This window comes from Paracoccus sp. T5 (assembly GCF_048538155.2).
In the GTDB taxonomy this organism is placed as follows: Bacteria; Pseudomonadota; Alphaproteobacteria; order Rhodobacterales; family Rhodobacteraceae; genus Paracoccus.
The window spans coordinates 209,668-225,522 of sequence record NZ_CM135809.1 but is presented as its reverse complement, the minus strand read 5'-3'; the positions used below and the strand labels follow the sequence as shown (position 1 = coordinate 225,522).

At 68.7% G+C, this 15,855-nt stretch carries 14 protein-coding genes and 1 riboswitch; of the genes, 8 read left to right on the top strand and 6 right to left on the bottom strand.

Going from position 1 to position 15,855, the window contains the following annotated elements:
• The first annotated feature begins 12 nt into the window (after positions 1-12).
• The 5 genes from radC (at position 13) to ACNR9W_RS01090 (ending at position 5,249) form a co-directional block, all read left to right on the top strand.
• Positions 13-777 carry a RadC family protein gene (radC, locus tag ACNR9W_RS01110; RefSeq protein WP_419268729.1) on the top strand — a complete coding sequence of 255 codons (765 nt, stop codon included), beginning with the start codon at positions 13-15 and terminating at the stop codon, positions 775-777.
• 248 nt (positions 778-1,025) lie between these two features.
• Positions 1,026-1,589: a ubiquinol-cytochrome c reductase iron-sulfur subunit gene (gene petA / locus ACNR9W_RS01105; RefSeq protein ID WP_419268728.1), complete on the top strand. Its 564-nt coding sequence runs from the start codon at positions 1,026-1,028 to the stop codon at positions 1,587-1,589.
• A 10-nt stretch (positions 1,590-1,599) separates the two neighbouring features.
• Positions 1,600-2,922, top strand: coding sequence for a cytochrome b (gene petB, locus ACNR9W_RS01100; RefSeq protein WP_419268726.1), 1,323 nt, complete (start codon positions 1,600-1,602; stop codon positions 2,920-2,922).
• A gap of 555 nt (positions 2,923-3,477) precedes the next feature.
• Positions 3,478-4,257, top strand: coding sequence for a cytochrome c1 (locus tag ACNR9W_RS01095; RefSeq protein ID WP_419268848.1), 780 nt, complete (start codon positions 3,478-3,480; stop codon positions 4,255-4,257).
• Positions 4,258-4,370: 113 nt separating this feature from the next.
• Positions 4,371-5,249: a ribokinase gene (locus tag ACNR9W_RS01090; protein ID WP_419268724.1), complete on the top strand. Its 879-nt coding sequence runs from the start codon at positions 4,371-4,373 to the stop codon at positions 5,247-5,249.
• Here ACNR9W_RS01090 and aroC read toward each other — a convergent pair.
• Positions 5,237-6,337: a chorismate synthase gene (aroC, locus tag ACNR9W_RS01085; protein WP_419268722.1), complete on the bottom strand. Its 1,101-nt coding sequence runs from the start codon at positions 6,335-6,337 to the stop codon at positions 5,237-5,239. The two genes, ACNR9W_RS01090 and aroC, sit on opposite strands and share 13 nt — an antisense overlap.
• Positions 6,334-8,967, bottom strand: a complete 2,634-nt coding sequence (mutS, locus tag ACNR9W_RS01080) for a DNA mismatch repair protein MutS (RefSeq protein WP_419268721.1) — start codon at positions 8,965-8,967, stop codon at positions 6,334-6,336. Before mutS ends, aroC begins: the two co-directional genes overlap by 4 nt.
• 64 nt (positions 8,968-9,031) lie before the next feature.
• A riboswitch (TPP riboswitch) is annotated at positions 9,032-9,130 on the top strand.
• 31 nt (positions 9,131-9,161) lie between these two features.
• Here mutS and ACNR9W_RS01075 point away from each other — a divergent pair.
• The 3 genes from ACNR9W_RS01075 to thiQ are packed head-to-tail and all read left to right on the top strand — an operon-like array spanning position 9,162 to position 12,335.
• Positions 9,162-10,136 (top strand): thiamine ABC transporter substrate-binding protein, encoded by a 975-nt coding sequence (locus tag ACNR9W_RS01075; RefSeq protein WP_419268720.1) that lies wholly within the window; start codon positions 9,162-9,164, stop codon positions 10,134-10,136.
• Positions 10,115-11,650, top strand: a complete 1,536-nt coding sequence (locus tag ACNR9W_RS01070; protein ID WP_419268719.1) for an ABC transporter permease family protein — start codon at positions 10,115-10,117, stop codon at positions 11,648-11,650. The genes ACNR9W_RS01075 and ACNR9W_RS01070 overlap by 22 nt, the downstream gene beginning before the upstream one ends.
• Positions 11,640-12,335, top strand: a complete 696-nt coding sequence (gene thiQ, locus ACNR9W_RS01065) for a thiamine ABC transporter ATP-binding protein (protein WP_419268718.1) — start codon at positions 11,640-11,642, stop codon at positions 12,333-12,335. The genes ACNR9W_RS01070 and thiQ overlap by 11 nt, the downstream gene beginning before the upstream one ends.
• 4 nt (positions 12,336-12,339) lie before the next feature.
• Here the strand turns inward: thiQ and ACNR9W_RS01060 are convergent, their stop codons facing one another.
• The 4 genes from ACNR9W_RS01060 to ACNR9W_RS01045 form a co-directional block, all read right to left on the bottom strand.
• Complete coding sequence (locus ACNR9W_RS01060) at positions 12,340-12,441, bottom strand: DUF2474 domain-containing protein (protein WP_419268717.1); 102 nt, start codon at positions 12,439-12,441, stop codon at positions 12,340-12,342.
• Positions 12,441-13,472, bottom strand: a complete 1,032-nt coding sequence (cydB, locus tag ACNR9W_RS01055) for a cytochrome d ubiquinol oxidase subunit II (protein ID WP_419268716.1) — start codon at positions 13,470-13,472, stop codon at positions 12,441-12,443. The genes ACNR9W_RS01060 and cydB overlap by 1 nt, the downstream gene beginning before the upstream one ends.
• A 2-nt stretch (positions 13,473-13,474) precedes the next feature.
• Positions 13,475-14,923, bottom strand: coding sequence for a cytochrome ubiquinol oxidase subunit I (locus tag ACNR9W_RS01050; protein WP_419268715.1), 1,449 nt, complete (start codon positions 14,921-14,923; stop codon positions 13,475-13,477).
• Between the two features lie 166 nt (positions 14,924-15,089).
• The gene (locus tag ACNR9W_RS01045) at positions 15,090-15,785 is read right to left on the bottom strand and encodes a LysM peptidoglycan-binding domain-containing protein (RefSeq protein WP_419268713.1); all 696 of its coding nucleotides are present in this window, start codon (positions 15,783-15,785) and stop codon (positions 15,090-15,092) included.
• Positions 15,786-15,855: the final 70 nt, after the last annotated feature.

Below are 15,855 nucleotides of genomic sequence, written 5' to 3'. Positions count from 1 at the left end.
ATCCTTTCGGGCATGGACCCGAATCGTGCCTTTGGCGAAATGCCCCTGCCGCTGTTCGCGCCCGCCGCAGATGACGTGGCGGCGGCTCCGCCGGGTCGGGCCGCGCCCTCCTATCTGGCCGATCACCGCGCCCGGCTCCGCGACCGCTTCATGCAGGGCGGCGCGGCCGCCATGCCCGATTACGAACTGCTGGAGCTGGTCCTGTTCCGTGCCATCCCGCGTCAGGACGTGAAGCCCCTCGCACGCCGGCTGATCGAGGCCTTCGGCGACTTCAACCGCGTGCTGTCTGCGCCGCCTGCCCGGCTTCAGGCGGTGGAGGGCGTGGGGCCTGCCGTCGTCACCGAGCTGAAGATCGTGGAGGCCGCGGCACAGCGTCTGGCGCGCGCGCGGATCATGAACCGGCCGGTCCTGTCCTCCTGGCAGGCGTTGCTGGACTACTGCCACACCGCCATGGCCCATCGCGAGATCGAGGAGTTCCGCGTCCTCTACCTGGACCGCAAGAACGTGCTGGTCGCGGATGAGGAACAGGCCCGCGGCACGGTCGATCACGTCCCGGTCTATCCGCGCGAGATCATCCGCCGCGCGCTGGAGCTGAACGCCTCGGCGCTGATCCTGGTCCACAACCACCCTTCCGGCGATCCCACCCCCTCGGACAGCGACATCGCCATGACCACCCGCATCGCGCAGGCGGCCGACTGCATGGGGATCACCATCCACGACCACCTGATCATCGGCAAATCCCGCGAGCTCAGCTTCCGGTCGGAAGGCCTGATCTGAGTCGCCCCAGGGCTGCGCCGCCCCCGGCGTGGGCGGCACCTCTGCTGCACTGCGGCATCGCGGGCGGATGGTGGCGCAAACGCGTTGCCGAATTCAGACAGATGCGTCGATTTGCGTCGCTGCGGCCTGGGTTATCATCTGGACTGACAGGGAATTGGCGGCTAGAACCGCCCCCGCGAAGGCTGCGTTCGGACGCGGCCCGGAATGTCGTATCGGCCTGACTTTCGGCCTGAATTGGAGTATGACCCGTGTCCCACGCAGATGACCACGTAGGCACCCGGAGGGATTTCCTCTACTATGCCACGGCGGGCGCAGGCACGGTGGCCGCCGGGGCCGCCGCCTGGACGCTAGTGAATCAGATGAACCCCTCGGCCGACGTTCAGGCGCTGGCCTCGATCCAGGTGGATGTCAGCGGCGTGACGCCCGGCTCGCAGATCACCGTGCTGTTCCTGGGCAAGCCCGTGTTCATCCGCCGCCGCACGCCGGAGGAAATCGAGGCCGGCCGCGCGGTCGAGTTGAACCAGCTGACCGACCCCACGGCCCAGAACCCCAACCTGCCGGGTGTACAGCCTGCCCTTGACCAGAACCGCACGCTGGACGAGGCGGGCGAATGGCTGGTCCAGATCGGCGTCTGCACCCATCTGGGCTGCGTGCCCATCGGTGACGGCGCGGGTGATTTCGGCGGGTGGTTCTGCCCCTGCCACGGCAGCCACTACGATACGGCCGGCCGCATCCGCCGGGGTCCCGCACCCCAGAACATGCATATTCCCGTGGCCTCGTTCCTGAACGAAACCACCATTCAACTGGGCTGAGGAGGGACTCATGGCCGGAATTCCGCACGACCATTACGAGCCCAAATCGGGCTTTGAACGCTGGTTGCACCGCCGCCTGCCGATCGCGGGCCTGATCTATGACACGCTGGTCATTCCCACGCCCAAGAACCTGAACTGGATGTGGATCTGGGGCATCGTCCTGGTCTTCTGCCTGGCGCTGCAGATCATCACCGGCATCGTCCTGGTGATGCACTACACCCCGCATGTGGACCTGGCCTTCGCCAGCGTCGAGCACATCATGCGCAACGTGAACGGCGGCTATATGCTGCGCTACCTGCACGCGAACGGCGCCTCGCTGTTCTTCGTGGCGGTCTATCTGCACATCTTCCGCAGCCTCTACTACGGCAACTACAAGGCGCCGCGCGAGGTGACCTGGATCATCGGCATGCTGATCTACATCCTGATGATGGCCACGGCCTTCATGGGATATGTGCTGCCCTGGGGCCAGATGTCCTTCTGGGGCGCGACCGTGATCACCGGCCTCTTCGGCGCCATCCCCGGCGTGGGCGAGACCATCCAGACCTGGCTGCTGGGCGGGCCCGCCGTCGGCAACGCCACGCTGAACCGCTTCTTCTCGCTGCACTACCTGCTGCCCTTCATCATCGCCGGCCTGGTGCTGGTGCATATCTGGGCCTTCCACTCGACCGGGAACAACAACCCGACCGGCGTCGAGGTCCGTCGCACCAGCAAGGAAGAAGCGCAGCGCGACACGCTGCCCTTCTGGCCCTATTTCGTGATGAAGGACCTGTTCGCGCTGGTCCTGATCCTGGTCGTCTTCTTCGCCGTCGTCGGCTTCATGCCGAACTACCTGGGCCATCCCGACAACTATATCGAGGCGAATGCGCTGGCGACCCCGGCCCATATCGTGCCCGAATGGTACTTCCTGCCCTTCTACGCCATCCTGCGCGCCTTCGACAGCGAGGTCTGGCTGGTGCAGCTGGTCAACTTCCTGTCCTTCGGCATCGTCGACGCCAAGTTCTTCGGCGTGCTGGCCATGTTCGGCGCGATCATCGTGATGGCGCTGGTTCCTTGGCTGGACACCAGCCGCGTGCGCTCGGGCCGTTATCGCCCGATGTTCAAGTGGTGGTTCTGGCTGCTGGCCGTGGACTTCGTCGTCCTGACCTGGGTGGGCGCCATGCCGACCGAAGGCATCTACCCCTATATCGCGCTTGCCGCCTCGACCTATTGGTTCGCCTACTTCCTGGTCATCCTGCCCGTCCTGGGCGTGATCGAAAAGCCCGAGCCGATGCCCGCGACGATCGAGGAAGACCACCTGGCGCATTACGAAGCGCCCACGCGCATGGCCGAGTAAGGAGAGCCGTAAATGACCCTGAGAACCAAGACGCTCACGGCTGTCGCGGCCCTGACGATCTCTGCCACCGGCTTTGCGCTGGCGCAGGACGGCACCACCACCACGGTGCCGATGCAGCCGGCGGACGCGCCGGTCACGGCACCCGTGACCGGCACGACCTTCGTGGCGACGCCGGTCGACGAGGCGCAACCGGCCCCTGCTGAGGCGGAGCCTGCCCAAGCCGAGGCGGAGCCCGCCGAGGCCGTGGAAATCGAAGCTGTCGAAGCCGATCCGGTCGACGTCGCGCCGGCCGATGCCGAGCAGGCCCAGGCTGAACCCGCCGAGGCACCTGCGGCAGAAGTCGAGGCGGCAACGGACGAGGCTGCGGGCGCAGCCCAGGACGAGACCATCGCCGCGCCCCAGAACCCGGCCGCCAGCCCCCCCTCCACCGGCGACGAGGGCGTTGACGCCGTCGCGCTGCAGGAAGGTGGCGAAGCGGCCGTCCCGGTGCCGACCCAGGAAGGCACCGAGCCCATCGAGGAGCATTTCGCCCCCGAGACCGGCGTGGTCGAGGCCGTGACCGGTCATGGCGAGGAAGCCGGCGAAGAGCATGCCGAAGGCGAGGCCGACCATGGCTATGGCCATGTCGAGGATGTCGCCTTCAGCTTCGAAGGCCCCTTTGGCGCCTATGACCAGTTCCAGTTGCAGCGCGGCCTTCAGGTCTATACCGAGGTCTGCTCCTCCTGCCACGGCATGAAGTTTGTCCCGATCCGGACGCTGGCCGACGAAGGCGGACCCGGTCTGCCCGAGGACCAGGTCCGCGCCTATGCGGCCGAGCTTCTGCCCATCTTCGACGAGGACCTGGGCGAAGAGCGTGCCCGCATCCTGACCGACCACTTCCCGGCCGTTTCGGGTGCCGGCATGGGCCCCGACCTGTCGCTGATGGCCAAGGCCCGTTCGGGCTTCCACGGTCCCTACGGCACCGGCATCAACCAGCTGGTCCGCGGCATCGGCGGTCCGGAATACATCCACGCCATCCTGACCGGCTATACCGGTGAAGAACAGGAGCAGGCCGGCACGCTGCTTTACGGCAACAGCGCCTTCCCGGGCGGCTGGATCAGCATGCCGCCCCCGCTGGCCGACGACCGCGTCACCTATGAGGACGGCACCCCGGCCACCGTGGACCAGATGTCGATGGACGTCGCCGCCTTCCTGATGTGGACGGCCGAACCCAAGCTGATGGACCGCAAGTCGGTCGGCCTGGTCGCGGTCCTGTTCCTGATCGTCCTGACCGCGCTGCTCTATCTGACCAACAAGCGGCTCTGGGCCGACCACAAGGTCAAGCGCAAGCACTGACCCCCCAGGCCCGCTGCCTTTGGAAACGCGCCCCGACCCCGGGGCGCGTTTTTTCGTGGCTGGACAAGACCGGGCCGGGCCGGTCAGATGCGGATCGGTCAACGGAGATGGACATGGCGATCTGGAACCTGGGCTCGATCAACATCGACCACGTCTACCGGCTGGACAGCCTGCCCCGCCCGGGCGAGACGCTGGCCTCGCGGAACTATGGCCAGGGCCTGGGCGGCAAGGGCGCGAACCAGTCCGTCGCATCCGCCCGCGCCGGCGCCCGCACGCATCATCTGGGCGCGATGGCCCTGGGCGATGACTGGGTGCTGGCGCGGCTGGCCGACAGCGGCGTCGATGTCTCGGCCGTGGCGCGGCTGCCGGACGAGGCGACCGGCCATGCGATCATCCTGCTGGACCGCGACGCCGAGAACGCCATCGTCATCCATGCCGGCGCCAACCGCGCCATCGATGAAGCCGCGCTGGCCGACACGCTGTCGGCCCTGACACCGCGCGACACGCTGCTGATCCAGAACGAAACCAATGGCCAGGTTGCCGCCGCGCAGGCCGCAAGGACACGGGGCGCGCGCGTCATCTATTCGGCCGCGCCCTTCGATCTGGAGGCGACCCGCGCGATCCTGCCCCATGCGACGATCCTGGCCATGAACGCGGGCGAGGCGCGCCAGCTGTTCGCGGGCCATCCCGGCGATCTGCCGGTGGCGGGGCTGTTGATCACCAAGGGATCGGAGGGCGCGGAATATCGCGACCTGACCAGCGGCCGGACCTGGCACCAGCCCGCCTTCCGCGTCACGCCGGTCGACACGACCGGCGCGGGCGACACCTTCGCGGGCTATTTCGCGGCGGGTCTGGACGAAGGGCTGGACGTGGCGCAGGCGCTGCGGCTGGCCTCAGCGGCGGCGGCGCTGAAGGTCACGCGGGCGGGCGCGGGCGATGCCATCCCCACCCGCCCCGAGGTCGAGGCCTTCCTGGCAGATCAGCCGATCTGACCGCGCACCCCGCCGGTCTGCGCCCGGTCCATCAGCAGGTGGTCCAGGATCACGCAGGCCGCCATCGCCTCGGCCACGGGCACCGCGCGGATGCCCACGCAGGGATCGTGGCGGCCCTTGGTGATGACCTCGATCTCCTCGCCGCGCGAATTGATCGAGCGGCGCGGCGTGGTGATCGAGCTGGTCGGCTTGATCGCGAAACGCACGACGATGTCCTGTCCGGTGGAAATCCCGCCCAGGATGCCGCCCGCGTGGTTCGACAGGAATTCAGGCCCGTCCGGCCCCATGCGGATCTCGTCGGCATTGTCAACGCCGGTCAGCGCGGCCGAGGCCATGCCCTCTCCGATCTCGACCGCCTTCACGGCATTGATCGACATCATCGCGGCGGCCAGGTCGGTGTCCAGCTTTGCATAGACCGGCGCGCCCAGGCCCGGCGGACAGCCCTGCACCCGAACCTCGATCGCCGCGCCGACGCTGTTCTGGTCCTTGCGGATGCCATCCAGATAGTCCGACCAGGCCTCCACCGCCCCCGCATCGGGCAGAAAGAACGGGTTGCCGTCCACCGCCGACAGGTCCAGCCGGTCGCGGTCCAGATGCATCGCCCCCATCTGCACCATGTAGCCGGTGATCTTCAGGTCGGGCACGAGCCGCGCCAGCACCGCCTGCGCCACCGCGCCGGCCGCGACCCGCGCCGCCGTTTCCCGCGCACTGGACCGGCCGCCGCCGCGATAATCGCGCAGCCCGTATTTCAGGTGATAGGTGATGTCGGCATGGCCGGGGCGAAAGCTGGTCGCGATGTCGCCGTAATCCTTGGACCGCTGGTCGGTGTTCTCGATCATCAGCTGGATCGCGGTGCCGGTAGTCATGCCCTCGAAGACGCCGGACAGGATGCGCACCTGGTCGGGCTCGCGCCGCTGCGTCGTGTGCTTGGAGGTGCCGGGGCGGCGGCGGTCCAGGAAGGCTTGGATGTAGTCTTCGATCAGCGGCACACCGGGGGGCACGCCGTCGACCGTCGCGCCCAGGGCCGGGCCGTGGCTTTCGCCCCAGGTGGTGAAGCGGAATTCGCGGCCGAAGGTGTTGTAGCTCACGGGGCGGTCTCCTGGGTCAGGGCCTTGAGTTCATAGATCAGGTCCAGCGCCTCGCGCGGGGACAGGGCATCGGGATGCACCGCTTTCAGCCGCGCGTCCAGAGCCGAGGCGCGGGGCGCGGGGGCCGGCGCAGGGGGGACCGCGCGGAACAGCGGCAGGTCGTCGATCAGGGCTGCAGGACGGGCCGCGCCGTCGCGTTCCCCCGATTCCAGCGCGTCCAAAACGGCGCGGGCGCGATCCACCACCGACGGGGGCAGCCCTGCCAGCCGCGCCACCTGCACGCCATAGCTGCGGTCGGCGGCGCCCTTCGTGACCTCGTGCAGGAAAATCACGTCGCCTTCCCATTCGCGCACGGCGACGGTGGCATTCTCGACGCCCTCCAGCTTGGCCGACAGGGCCGTCATCTCGTGGTAATGGGTGGCGAAAAGCGCCCGGCAACGGTTCGCGGCCTGCAGATGCTCCATCACCGCCCAGGCAATCGACAGGCCGTCCCAGGTCGCCGTTCCGCGCCCGATCTCGTCCAGGATCACCAGCGCGCGGTCGTCGGCCTGGTTCAGGATCGCGGCGGTCTCGACCATCTCGACCATGAAGGTCGAGCGTCCCCGCGCCAGATCATCGGCGGCCCCCACGCGGCTGAACAGCTGGCTGACCAGCCCGACATGGGCCGCGCGCGCCGGAACAAAGGCGCCCGCCTGCGCCAGCACGGCGATCAGCGCGTTCTGGCGCAGAAAGGTCGACTTGCCGGCCATGTTCGGCCCGGTCAGCAGCCAGATGGCGGGCGTGCCGCCGGTGGTCAGGTCGCAGTCATTGGCGACAAAGCTTTCGGCCTTGCGCTTCAGCGCACGTTCGACGACCGGGTGCCGTCCGCCCGTGATCACAAAGGCGCGGCTGTCGTCCAAGCGCGGCCTGACCCAGCCCTCGCCCGAGGCCAGATCGGCAAAGGCGCAGGCCAGGTCGATCTCGGCCAGCGCCCGGGCCGCCTGCCCGACCGGGGCCGCAGCCTCCAGCACGGCGGCGCGCAACCGGTCGAATATCCCGCGCTCGATCTCCAGCGCGCGGTCGCGGGCGTTCAGGATGCGGGTTTCCAGCTCGGACAGTTCCACCGTGGTGAAGCGGATCTGGTTCGCGGTGGTCTGGCGGTGGATGAAGGTCTGGTTCAGCGGTGCGGCCATCATGCGTTCGGCATGGGTGGTGGTTGTCTCGATAAAATAGCCCAGGACATTGTTGTGCTTGATCTTCAGGCTGCCGACGCCGGCCAGCGCGGCGTAGTCGGCCTGCATCCCGGCGATGACGCCGCGCCCCTCGTCGCGCAGGCGGCGGGTCTGGTCCAGGTCCGCGTCATGCCCCTCGGCCACGAAACCGCCGTCGCGGGCCAGCAGGGGCGGCTCGGCCACCAGTGCATCGTCCAGAAGGTCGATCAGCGCCTCATGGCCGACCAGATCACCCGCGGCCTCGCGCAGCACCTGCGGAGCGTCCCCCGGCAGGCGGGCGGCGATCGCCGCGCCTTGCGTCAGCCCCGCCCGGATCGCGGTTAGATCCCGCGGGCCACCCCGCTCCAGCGCCAGGCGCGACAGCGCCCGGTCCATGTCCGGCACCCGCGCCAGTGCGGCGCGCAGATCGGCCAGCAGGCGCGGGTCGTCGACAAGGGCCGCCACGGCATCATGCCGCGCCTGGATCAGCGGCAGGTCGCGCGACGGCGCGCTGATGCGCCGCTCCAGCAGCCGCGCGCCCGGCGCGGTCACGGTGCGGTCAATGGCCGCCAGCAGCGATCCTTCGCGTCCCCCTGACAGCGCCTGCGTCAGTTCCAGGTTGCGCCGGGTCGCGGCATCGATCTGCATGGCCCCGCCCGCGCGTTCGCGCAGCGGCGGGCGCAGCAGCGGCAGCTTGCCCTTTTGCGTCATGTCCAGGTAATCGACGATGGCGCCCATCGCGCCCAGTTCGGCGCGGCTGAAGCTGCCAAAGCCGTCCAGCGTCTCGACCCCGTACAGCCCGAACAGCCGCCGCGCGCCCGCGCCGCTGTCGAAGGCGCCGGCATGCAGGTCGGTCAGCGCGGCGCCCGCGTCGGCGACCAGCTCCTCCAGCCCGGTCACGCAGGTCAGGACCTCGCGCGGGGCCAGCCGCGCCAGTTCGGGCGCCAGCCGCGGCAGCGGGCAGTCCATGACCTGGAAGGCCCCGGTCGAGATGTCGACCCAGGCCAGCGCCCCTTCGTCCCGGACCTGGGCATAGGCGGCCAGGTAATTGTGCCGCCGCGCCTCCAGCAGGCTCTCCTCGGTCAGGGTGCCCGGCGTCACCAGCCGCACCACGTCGCGGGCCACGACCGATTTCGACCCGCGCTTCCTGGCCTCGGCCGGGTCCTCCATCTGCTCGGCGATGGCCACGCGGAACCCCTTGCGGATCAGCGTCAGCAGATAGGCTTCGGCCGCATGGACCGGCACGCCGCACATCGGGATCGGCTGGCCCTCATGCGTGCCGCGTTTCGTCAGCGCGATGTCCAGCGCGGCGGCGGCGGCCACGGCATCGTCAAAGAACATCTCGTAGAAATCGCCCATGCGATAGAACAGCAGCGCGCCGGGGTTCGCCTCGCGGATCGCCAGATACTGCGCCATCATCGGGGTGGGCTGGTCGGTCATGTCCTGTCCCTCGTCTTGCGCGCGGTTCTATCCGCTTGCGCGGGGCTGTGAAACCACTACATTCAGCCGCACCTCGGGGTGCCTGACCGGCTGAGACGCTTTTGCGGACCCGTTGAACCTGATCCGGCTTGTCACCGGCGGAGGGAAGGTGCGGCTTGTCCTTTCTTTCGAACCCTGAACGAAAGGAGGCCGCCTTGAAATACGTCCTGATCCCTGCCCTGCTGCTGGCCAGCCCTGCCCTGGCGCAGGACCGCGTCCTGACCGTCTATGCCGAGGATTACATCGCCAGTGAATGGGGCCCCGGCCCCAAGATCGAGGAAGGCTTCGAGGCCTTCTGCGACTGCGACCTGCAATTCGTGACCGGCGACATCCTGCCCCGCCTGCTGATGGAGGGTGAGGGCACGCAGGCCGACATCGTCTTCGGCCTGAACACCGACGTGACGGCGCGCGCACGCGCATCCGGCCTCTTCAAGCCGCATGGGCAGGACACGTCAGACATGTCGCTGCCCATCGAATGGAGCGACGACATCTTCCTGCCCTACAACTGGGGCGAGACCGCCTTTGTCTATGACAAGACCCGGCTGGACAACCCGCCCGCCAGCTTTGCCGAGCTGCTGGAGGCGCCCGACGACCTCAAGATCGTGATCCAGGACCCGCGCAGCTCGATCTCGGGGCTGGCGCTGCTGTTGTGGGTCAAGAAGGTCTATGGCGACGACGCGCCCGAGGCCTGGGCCAAGCTGGCGCCCAAGGTCCTGACCGTCACGCGCGGCTGGTCGGAAAGCTATGGCATGTTCACCAGCGGCGAGGCCGACATGGCGCTGTCCTATACGACCTCGCCCGCCTATCACATCGCGGCCGAGGATGATGACACCAAGACGGCCGCGATCTTTCCCGAAGGGCATTACTTCATGACCGAGCTGGCGGCGCAGGTCGCCTCGACCGACCAGCCCGAACTGGCACAGCAGTTCATGGACTGGATCCTGACGCCCGAGTTCCAGGCCGCCATCCCGCTGGCCAACTGGTCCCTTCCCGCCAAGCTGCCGCAGGCGGACTGGCCGCAGGTGATGCGCGACCTGCCCCGCCCCGACACCACCCTGTTCTATTCCGAGGACGAGGCCGAGGCCCTGCGCCAGCCCGCCCTGGACGAATGGCAGCGGGCCTTCCGCTGAGCCTGGGCCATCTGGTCGCCGCGGCCCTTGCGACGCTGATCCTGGGCACCCTGGCGGCGGTGGCCTGGCTGGCCGGGGGCTTGGGCGGCCTGACCGAATGGGACTGGCGGGCGCTGTGGTTCACGCTCTGGCAGGCGGCGCTGTCGGCCACGCTGTCGGCGGTGCTGGCGGTGCCCGTGGCCCGCGCACTGGCGCGGCGGCGCTTTCGCGGGCGCGGCCTGCTGGTCACGCTGCTGGGCGCGCCCTTCATCCTGCCGGTGATCGTAGCGATCATGGGCCTGATCGCGGTTTTCGGCCGCAATGGCGCCGTGAACGAGGGCCTGCGCGCCCTGGGCCTGCCCGAGATCGGCATCTATGGCTGGCAGGGCGTGATCCTGGCGCATGTCTTCTTCAACCTGCCGCTGTCGGTGCGGCTGATCCTGCAGGGCTGGCAGGCGATCCCCTCCGAACGCTTTCGGTTGGCGGCCTCGCTTGGCTTTGCGCCCCGCGACATCGCCCGGCATCTGGAACGGCCGATGCTGCGGGCGGTGCTGCCGGGAACCTGGCTGGCGGTGTTTTTGGTCTGCCTGACCTCCTTCACCGTCGCGCTGGCGCTTGGGGGCGGGCCGCGCGCCACCACGGTGGAACTGGCCATCTATCAGGCCTTCCGCTTTGATTTCGACCTGGGGCGGGCGGCGACCCTGGGGCTGCTGCAGATCGGGCTGTGCGTGGGGGCCATGCTGGCCGCGCGCCGGATCGTGGTGCCGCAGGCCTTCGGCACCGGGATGGACGGGGGCGAGGGGCCGGCGGCTCCCGCCGGTTGGCGGCGCGGCGCCGATGCCCTGGTGATCACGCTGGCTGCCCTGTTCCTGCTGTGGCCGATGATGGCGGTCGTGGGAACCGGCCTGCCGCGTATCCCCTCGCTGCCGGCCGAGGTCTGGCAGGCGGCGCTGCGGTCGCTGGTCATGGCCGTTTCCTCGGCCCTGCTGGCGGTCGGCGCCTGCTTGGCCCTGGCGCTTGCCATCGCGCGCGGTGCGGGACAGTGGGTCGAGGCGGTGGGGATGCTGCCGCTGATCGCCTCGCCCCTGGTTCTGGGGACCGGGCTGTTCATCCTGCTGCGCGGGGCTGTCAGCCCACAGCAGATGGCCCTCCCGGTGACGGTCGCAATCAATGCCGCGATGGCATTGCCTTTCGGATTGCGGGCGCTGATCCCGGCGGCGCAGGCCCTGCAGCAGGATTACGGGCGCCTGGCCGCAGCACTGGACCTGCAGGGCTGGGCACGACTGCGCTACCTGACGCTGCCACGGCTGGCGCGGCCCCTGGGCTTTGCCGCCGGGTTGGCGGCGGCGCTGGCGATGGGCGATCTTGGCGTGATCACGCTGTTTGCCAGCGACCAGCCGACCCTGCCCTTGAAGCTCTATCAGTTGATGAACAGCTATCGCATGGCCGATGCCGCGGCGGCGGCGGTGCTGCTGATGGGCCTCAGCTTTGCCCTGTTCTGGCTGTTCGACCAAGGGGGCCGTCTTGACGCTTGAACTCCGGGACATCGCGCTGCGCCAAGGCAGCTTCCAGCTGCAGGCGGATCTGTCGCTGGCGCGGGGCGGGCGGTATGCCGTGATCGGGGCCTCCGGGTCGGGCAAATCCACGCTGCTGTCGCTGCTGGGCGGGTTCCTGAGGCCGGACCGGGGCCGGCTGTTCTGGGACAGCGACGACATCACCGATCTTGCCCCGGGACAGCGGCCAGTGTCGATGCTGTTCCAGCACCACAACTTGTTTCCGCACCTGACGGTAATACAAAATGTAGGAATGGGCTTGCGGCCGGACCTGCGGCTGAACCGCATCCAACAGGAACGGGTGGCACAGGTCCTGGACCAGGTCGGGCTGGGGGGAATGCAGGATCGCCGCCCCGCTGCCCTGTCCGGCGGGCAGCAGAGCCGCGTCGCGCTGGCGCGGGTGCTGCTGCGCGCGCGGCCGCTGCTGCTGCTGGATGAACCCTTCTCGGCGCTTGGCCCGGCGCTGAAGGCCGAGATGCTGGCGCTGCTGTCGGGCATCGCCGCTGACACCGGAGCCACGGTGCTGATGGTCACGCATGATCCGGCCGATGCCCGCAGTTTTGCCCCCGATACCGTGCTGGTCGAGGAGGGGCGCGTCCATCCGCCCCGCCCCACAGGGCCGCTGCTGGACAACCCGCCGCCGGGCCTGCGCGCCTATCTGGGCTGACCCGCTAGACGATCCACCATCGGATCAGCAGGGCCACCGTGCCGACCACGGCCACGCTGGCCAGCCACAGCGCCACGAACCAGGCCAGACGGCGCAGCGCCTGCATCAGTGATAGCCCGCGTCGGGATCGACCTTGCCGCGGAACACCCAATAGGACAGCGCGGTATAGGCCAGGATAATCGGGATCAGCACGGCCGCGCCGACCAGCATGAAGATCTGGCTGTTCCGCGGGGCGGCGGCCTCCCAGATGGTGATCTGGACCGGGACGATATAGGGGAACATCGAATAGCCCAGCCCCGCAAAGCCCAGCACGAACATGCCAAGCGAGCAGAGGAACGGCCAGTAATCGTGGTGACGGACCCGCAGCGTGTGGAACATGCCGAAGGCCAGCGCCAGCACGGCCGCCGCCACGCCCACCGCCAGCAGGATGTTCAGGCCCCCGAACCACCGGCTGTAATAGCCGTCCTGCAGGAAGGGCGTCCACAGGCTGACGATGCCCATGAAGCCGATCGTCGCCAGGCCCAGGACCCAGGCCCGGTTGCGCATCCTGGCCTGCAGCTCGCCACTGGTCCTCATCACCAGCCAGGTCGCCCCCAGCAGCATGTAGCCGACCATGACGGCCACCCCGACCATCAGCGTGAAGGGCGTCAGCCAGTCCCACCAGCCGCCCGAATAGCTGCGGGCGGCCTTGTCGATCTGGATGCCCTGCAGCAACCCGCCCAGGGCGATCCCCTGCGTCAGCGCCGCCACGGCCGAACCGCCGATGAAGGCGATGTCCCAGACCCGCCGCCAGCGCGTCGTGCGCCAGCGGAACTCGAAGGCGACGCCCCGGAAGATCAGCGCCAGCAGCATGGCGATGACCGGCGCGTAAAGCGCGGGCAGGATCAGCGCATAGGCCAGGGGAAAGGCCGCGAACAGCCCGCCGCCGCCCAGGATCAGCCAGGTCTCGTTCCCGTCCCAGACCGGGGCGACCGAGTTCATCATCACGTCTCGGTCCAGGCCCTCGGGCTCGACCGCGAACAGCATGCCCAAGCCCAGGTCGAAGCCGTCCAGCACCACATAGACCAGCACCGCGAAGGCGATCACGAAGGCCCAGATCACGGTCAGGTCGAAGGAAACTCCGTCGGCGATGGGCATGGTCAGACTCCGGGCTGGGCGGGGCGGCCCTTGCGGGCGGCGTGCTGCTGGACGGGGGTGGTGCCTGCCGTGCGGATCGGGCTGTCGGTGACATCCTTGTACCGCGCCTCGGCCGGTTCAGGCGCGCGGCCCATCAGGCGCAGGATGTAGTAGGTCCCCGCCCCGAACACCGCGAAATAGATGACGATGAAGGCGATCAACGAGGCCCCGACCGCCGGCGCCGCCAGGGGCGCGGCGCTGTCGGCCGTGCGCAGGAAGCCATAGACGGTGAAGGGTTGGCGGCCGACCTCGGTAGTGACCCACCCGGCCAGAACGGCGATCAGCCCGGAGGGCCCCATGATCAGCGCGGCGCGGTGCAGGGACGGCGTGTCATAAAGCCGGCGCCGCACCCGCGCGACCAGCGACCACAGGCCCAGCCCCAGCATCGCAAAGCCGATCATCACCATGATGCGGAACGACCAGAAGACGATGGCCACGGGCGGCTGATCCTCGCGCGGGATGGTGTCCAGCCCGTCCAGGGGCGCGTTCAGGTCGTGCTTCAGGATCAGCGAACTGAGCTTGGGGATGCCCACCGCGTAATCCAGCCGCTGCTCATCCTGGTTGGGCAACCCGAAGAGGTAGAGCGGCGCGCCCTCGGGGTGGCTTTCGAAATGGCCCTCCATCGCCATCACCTTGGCGGGCTGATGCTCCAGGGTGTTCAGGCCGTGCAGGTCGCCCAAAAAGATCTGCACCGGGGCAAAGATCGTGGCCATCCACAGGGCCATGGAGAACATCGTGCGCGTGGCCGGGCTGACCAGGTCGGGACGGTGCCGGTGGCGCAGCAGGTGGAACGCCGCCACCCCGCCCACGATGAAGGCCGTGGTCAGGTAGGCCGCCGTGACCGTGTGCATCAGCCGGTAGGGGAAGGAGGGGTTGAAGATCACCTGCCAGAAGTCGGTCGGCAGGAACTGGCCGGTGTCGGGATCGATCTCGAAGCCTGCCGGCGTGTGCATCCAGCTGTTCACGCTGAGGATCCAGAAGGCCGAGATCGCAGTGCCGACCCCCACGGCCAGGCAGGCGATCATGTGCAGCGTGGCGCCGACGCGTTCGCGGCCGAACAGCATGATGCCCAGGAAGCCGGCCTCCAGGAAAAAGGCCGACAGCACCTCGTAGGCCATGGGCGCGCCGATGACCGGACCCGCGCGATCGGAAAAGACCGACCAGTTGGTGCCGAACTGATAGGACATGACGATGCCCGACACGACGCCCATGGCAAAGGCCAAGGCGAAGATCTTGACCCAGTAGCGGAAGAGATCGAGGTACTGGTGGTCCTTCGTCCACAGCCACAACCCGTTCAGGACCGCCAGAAAGCTGGCCAGCCCGATGGTGAACGCGGGAAACAGGAAATGGAAGCTGACGGTGAAGGCGAACTGGATGCGGGCCAGCAGCACGGCGTCGGCGGTATCGAACATGGCGAAGCCTCGTGGGGCGGTGCCCGCAACCGCAGGCGATGCAGAAACGGGCGGGGCCGGGTCAGGACGCGAGCCGCAAGGGCCCCGCGGGTGTCATCATGTTCCAAGGCTAATCGCTGGACGCAACCTCATGCAAGCGCCGCATCGCCGCATGAGGGCCGGGGGATCAGCGAAGATCCAGCGGGTCCGACGTGATGCGCAGGTTGCCCTCCGCCGTTTCCAGCGCGACGCTGGCCTCGCCCGCAGGCGACAGATCGGGCATCCGGACCTCGGACATCAACACGCCGTCGCCGTCGGTGGTGGCTTCGGTCAGCGGGATCGACTGGCCGTCGTGGATCAGTGACAGCTGGACCTTGCGGTTGCCGGGCAGGCCTGTGGCGGCGATCCGCAGGCGGTCACCCTCCAAGGTCGTCGCCGCCAGATCGGGACCCCGACGCGGCTCTGCCTCGATCCCGGGAACGCCGGCGGATTTGCCCAGTTCCAGCAGATCGCGGGCCGGGTCGTTCTGCGACAGATAGCCCGAGACCGCCTCGCCGGCCTCGGCTGCGACGCCGCCCGCTTCGCGCGCGGTGTCCCGCGCCAGATCCTGCGCGCGGTCCAGAAGCCCGGCAGCCTCGGGTTCCGAAGCCGGGGGCTCGTCGCCCGCCAAGGGAACGGCCACGGCGCCGGCCTGGCGCAGGGCCTCCTCGTCGACCACATCATTGGCGCGCAGGATCCGCTCGGCCGGTACGCCGCAGCGTGCCGAAAGCTGGGCCAGGCTGTCGCCCGGGCCAAAGGGCACAGCCGCAGGGCAGTCGCGGGCCAAGGCAGGGCCTGCCAAGGCGACCAGGGCTGCGGCAAGGGGAAGGGCAAAGGTCTGCATGGGATCCTCCTGCGAAAATTGAGCGGGGCCGGGAAGCGGACAATGTGAAAAAGGGGCGCCGCGGGGGCGC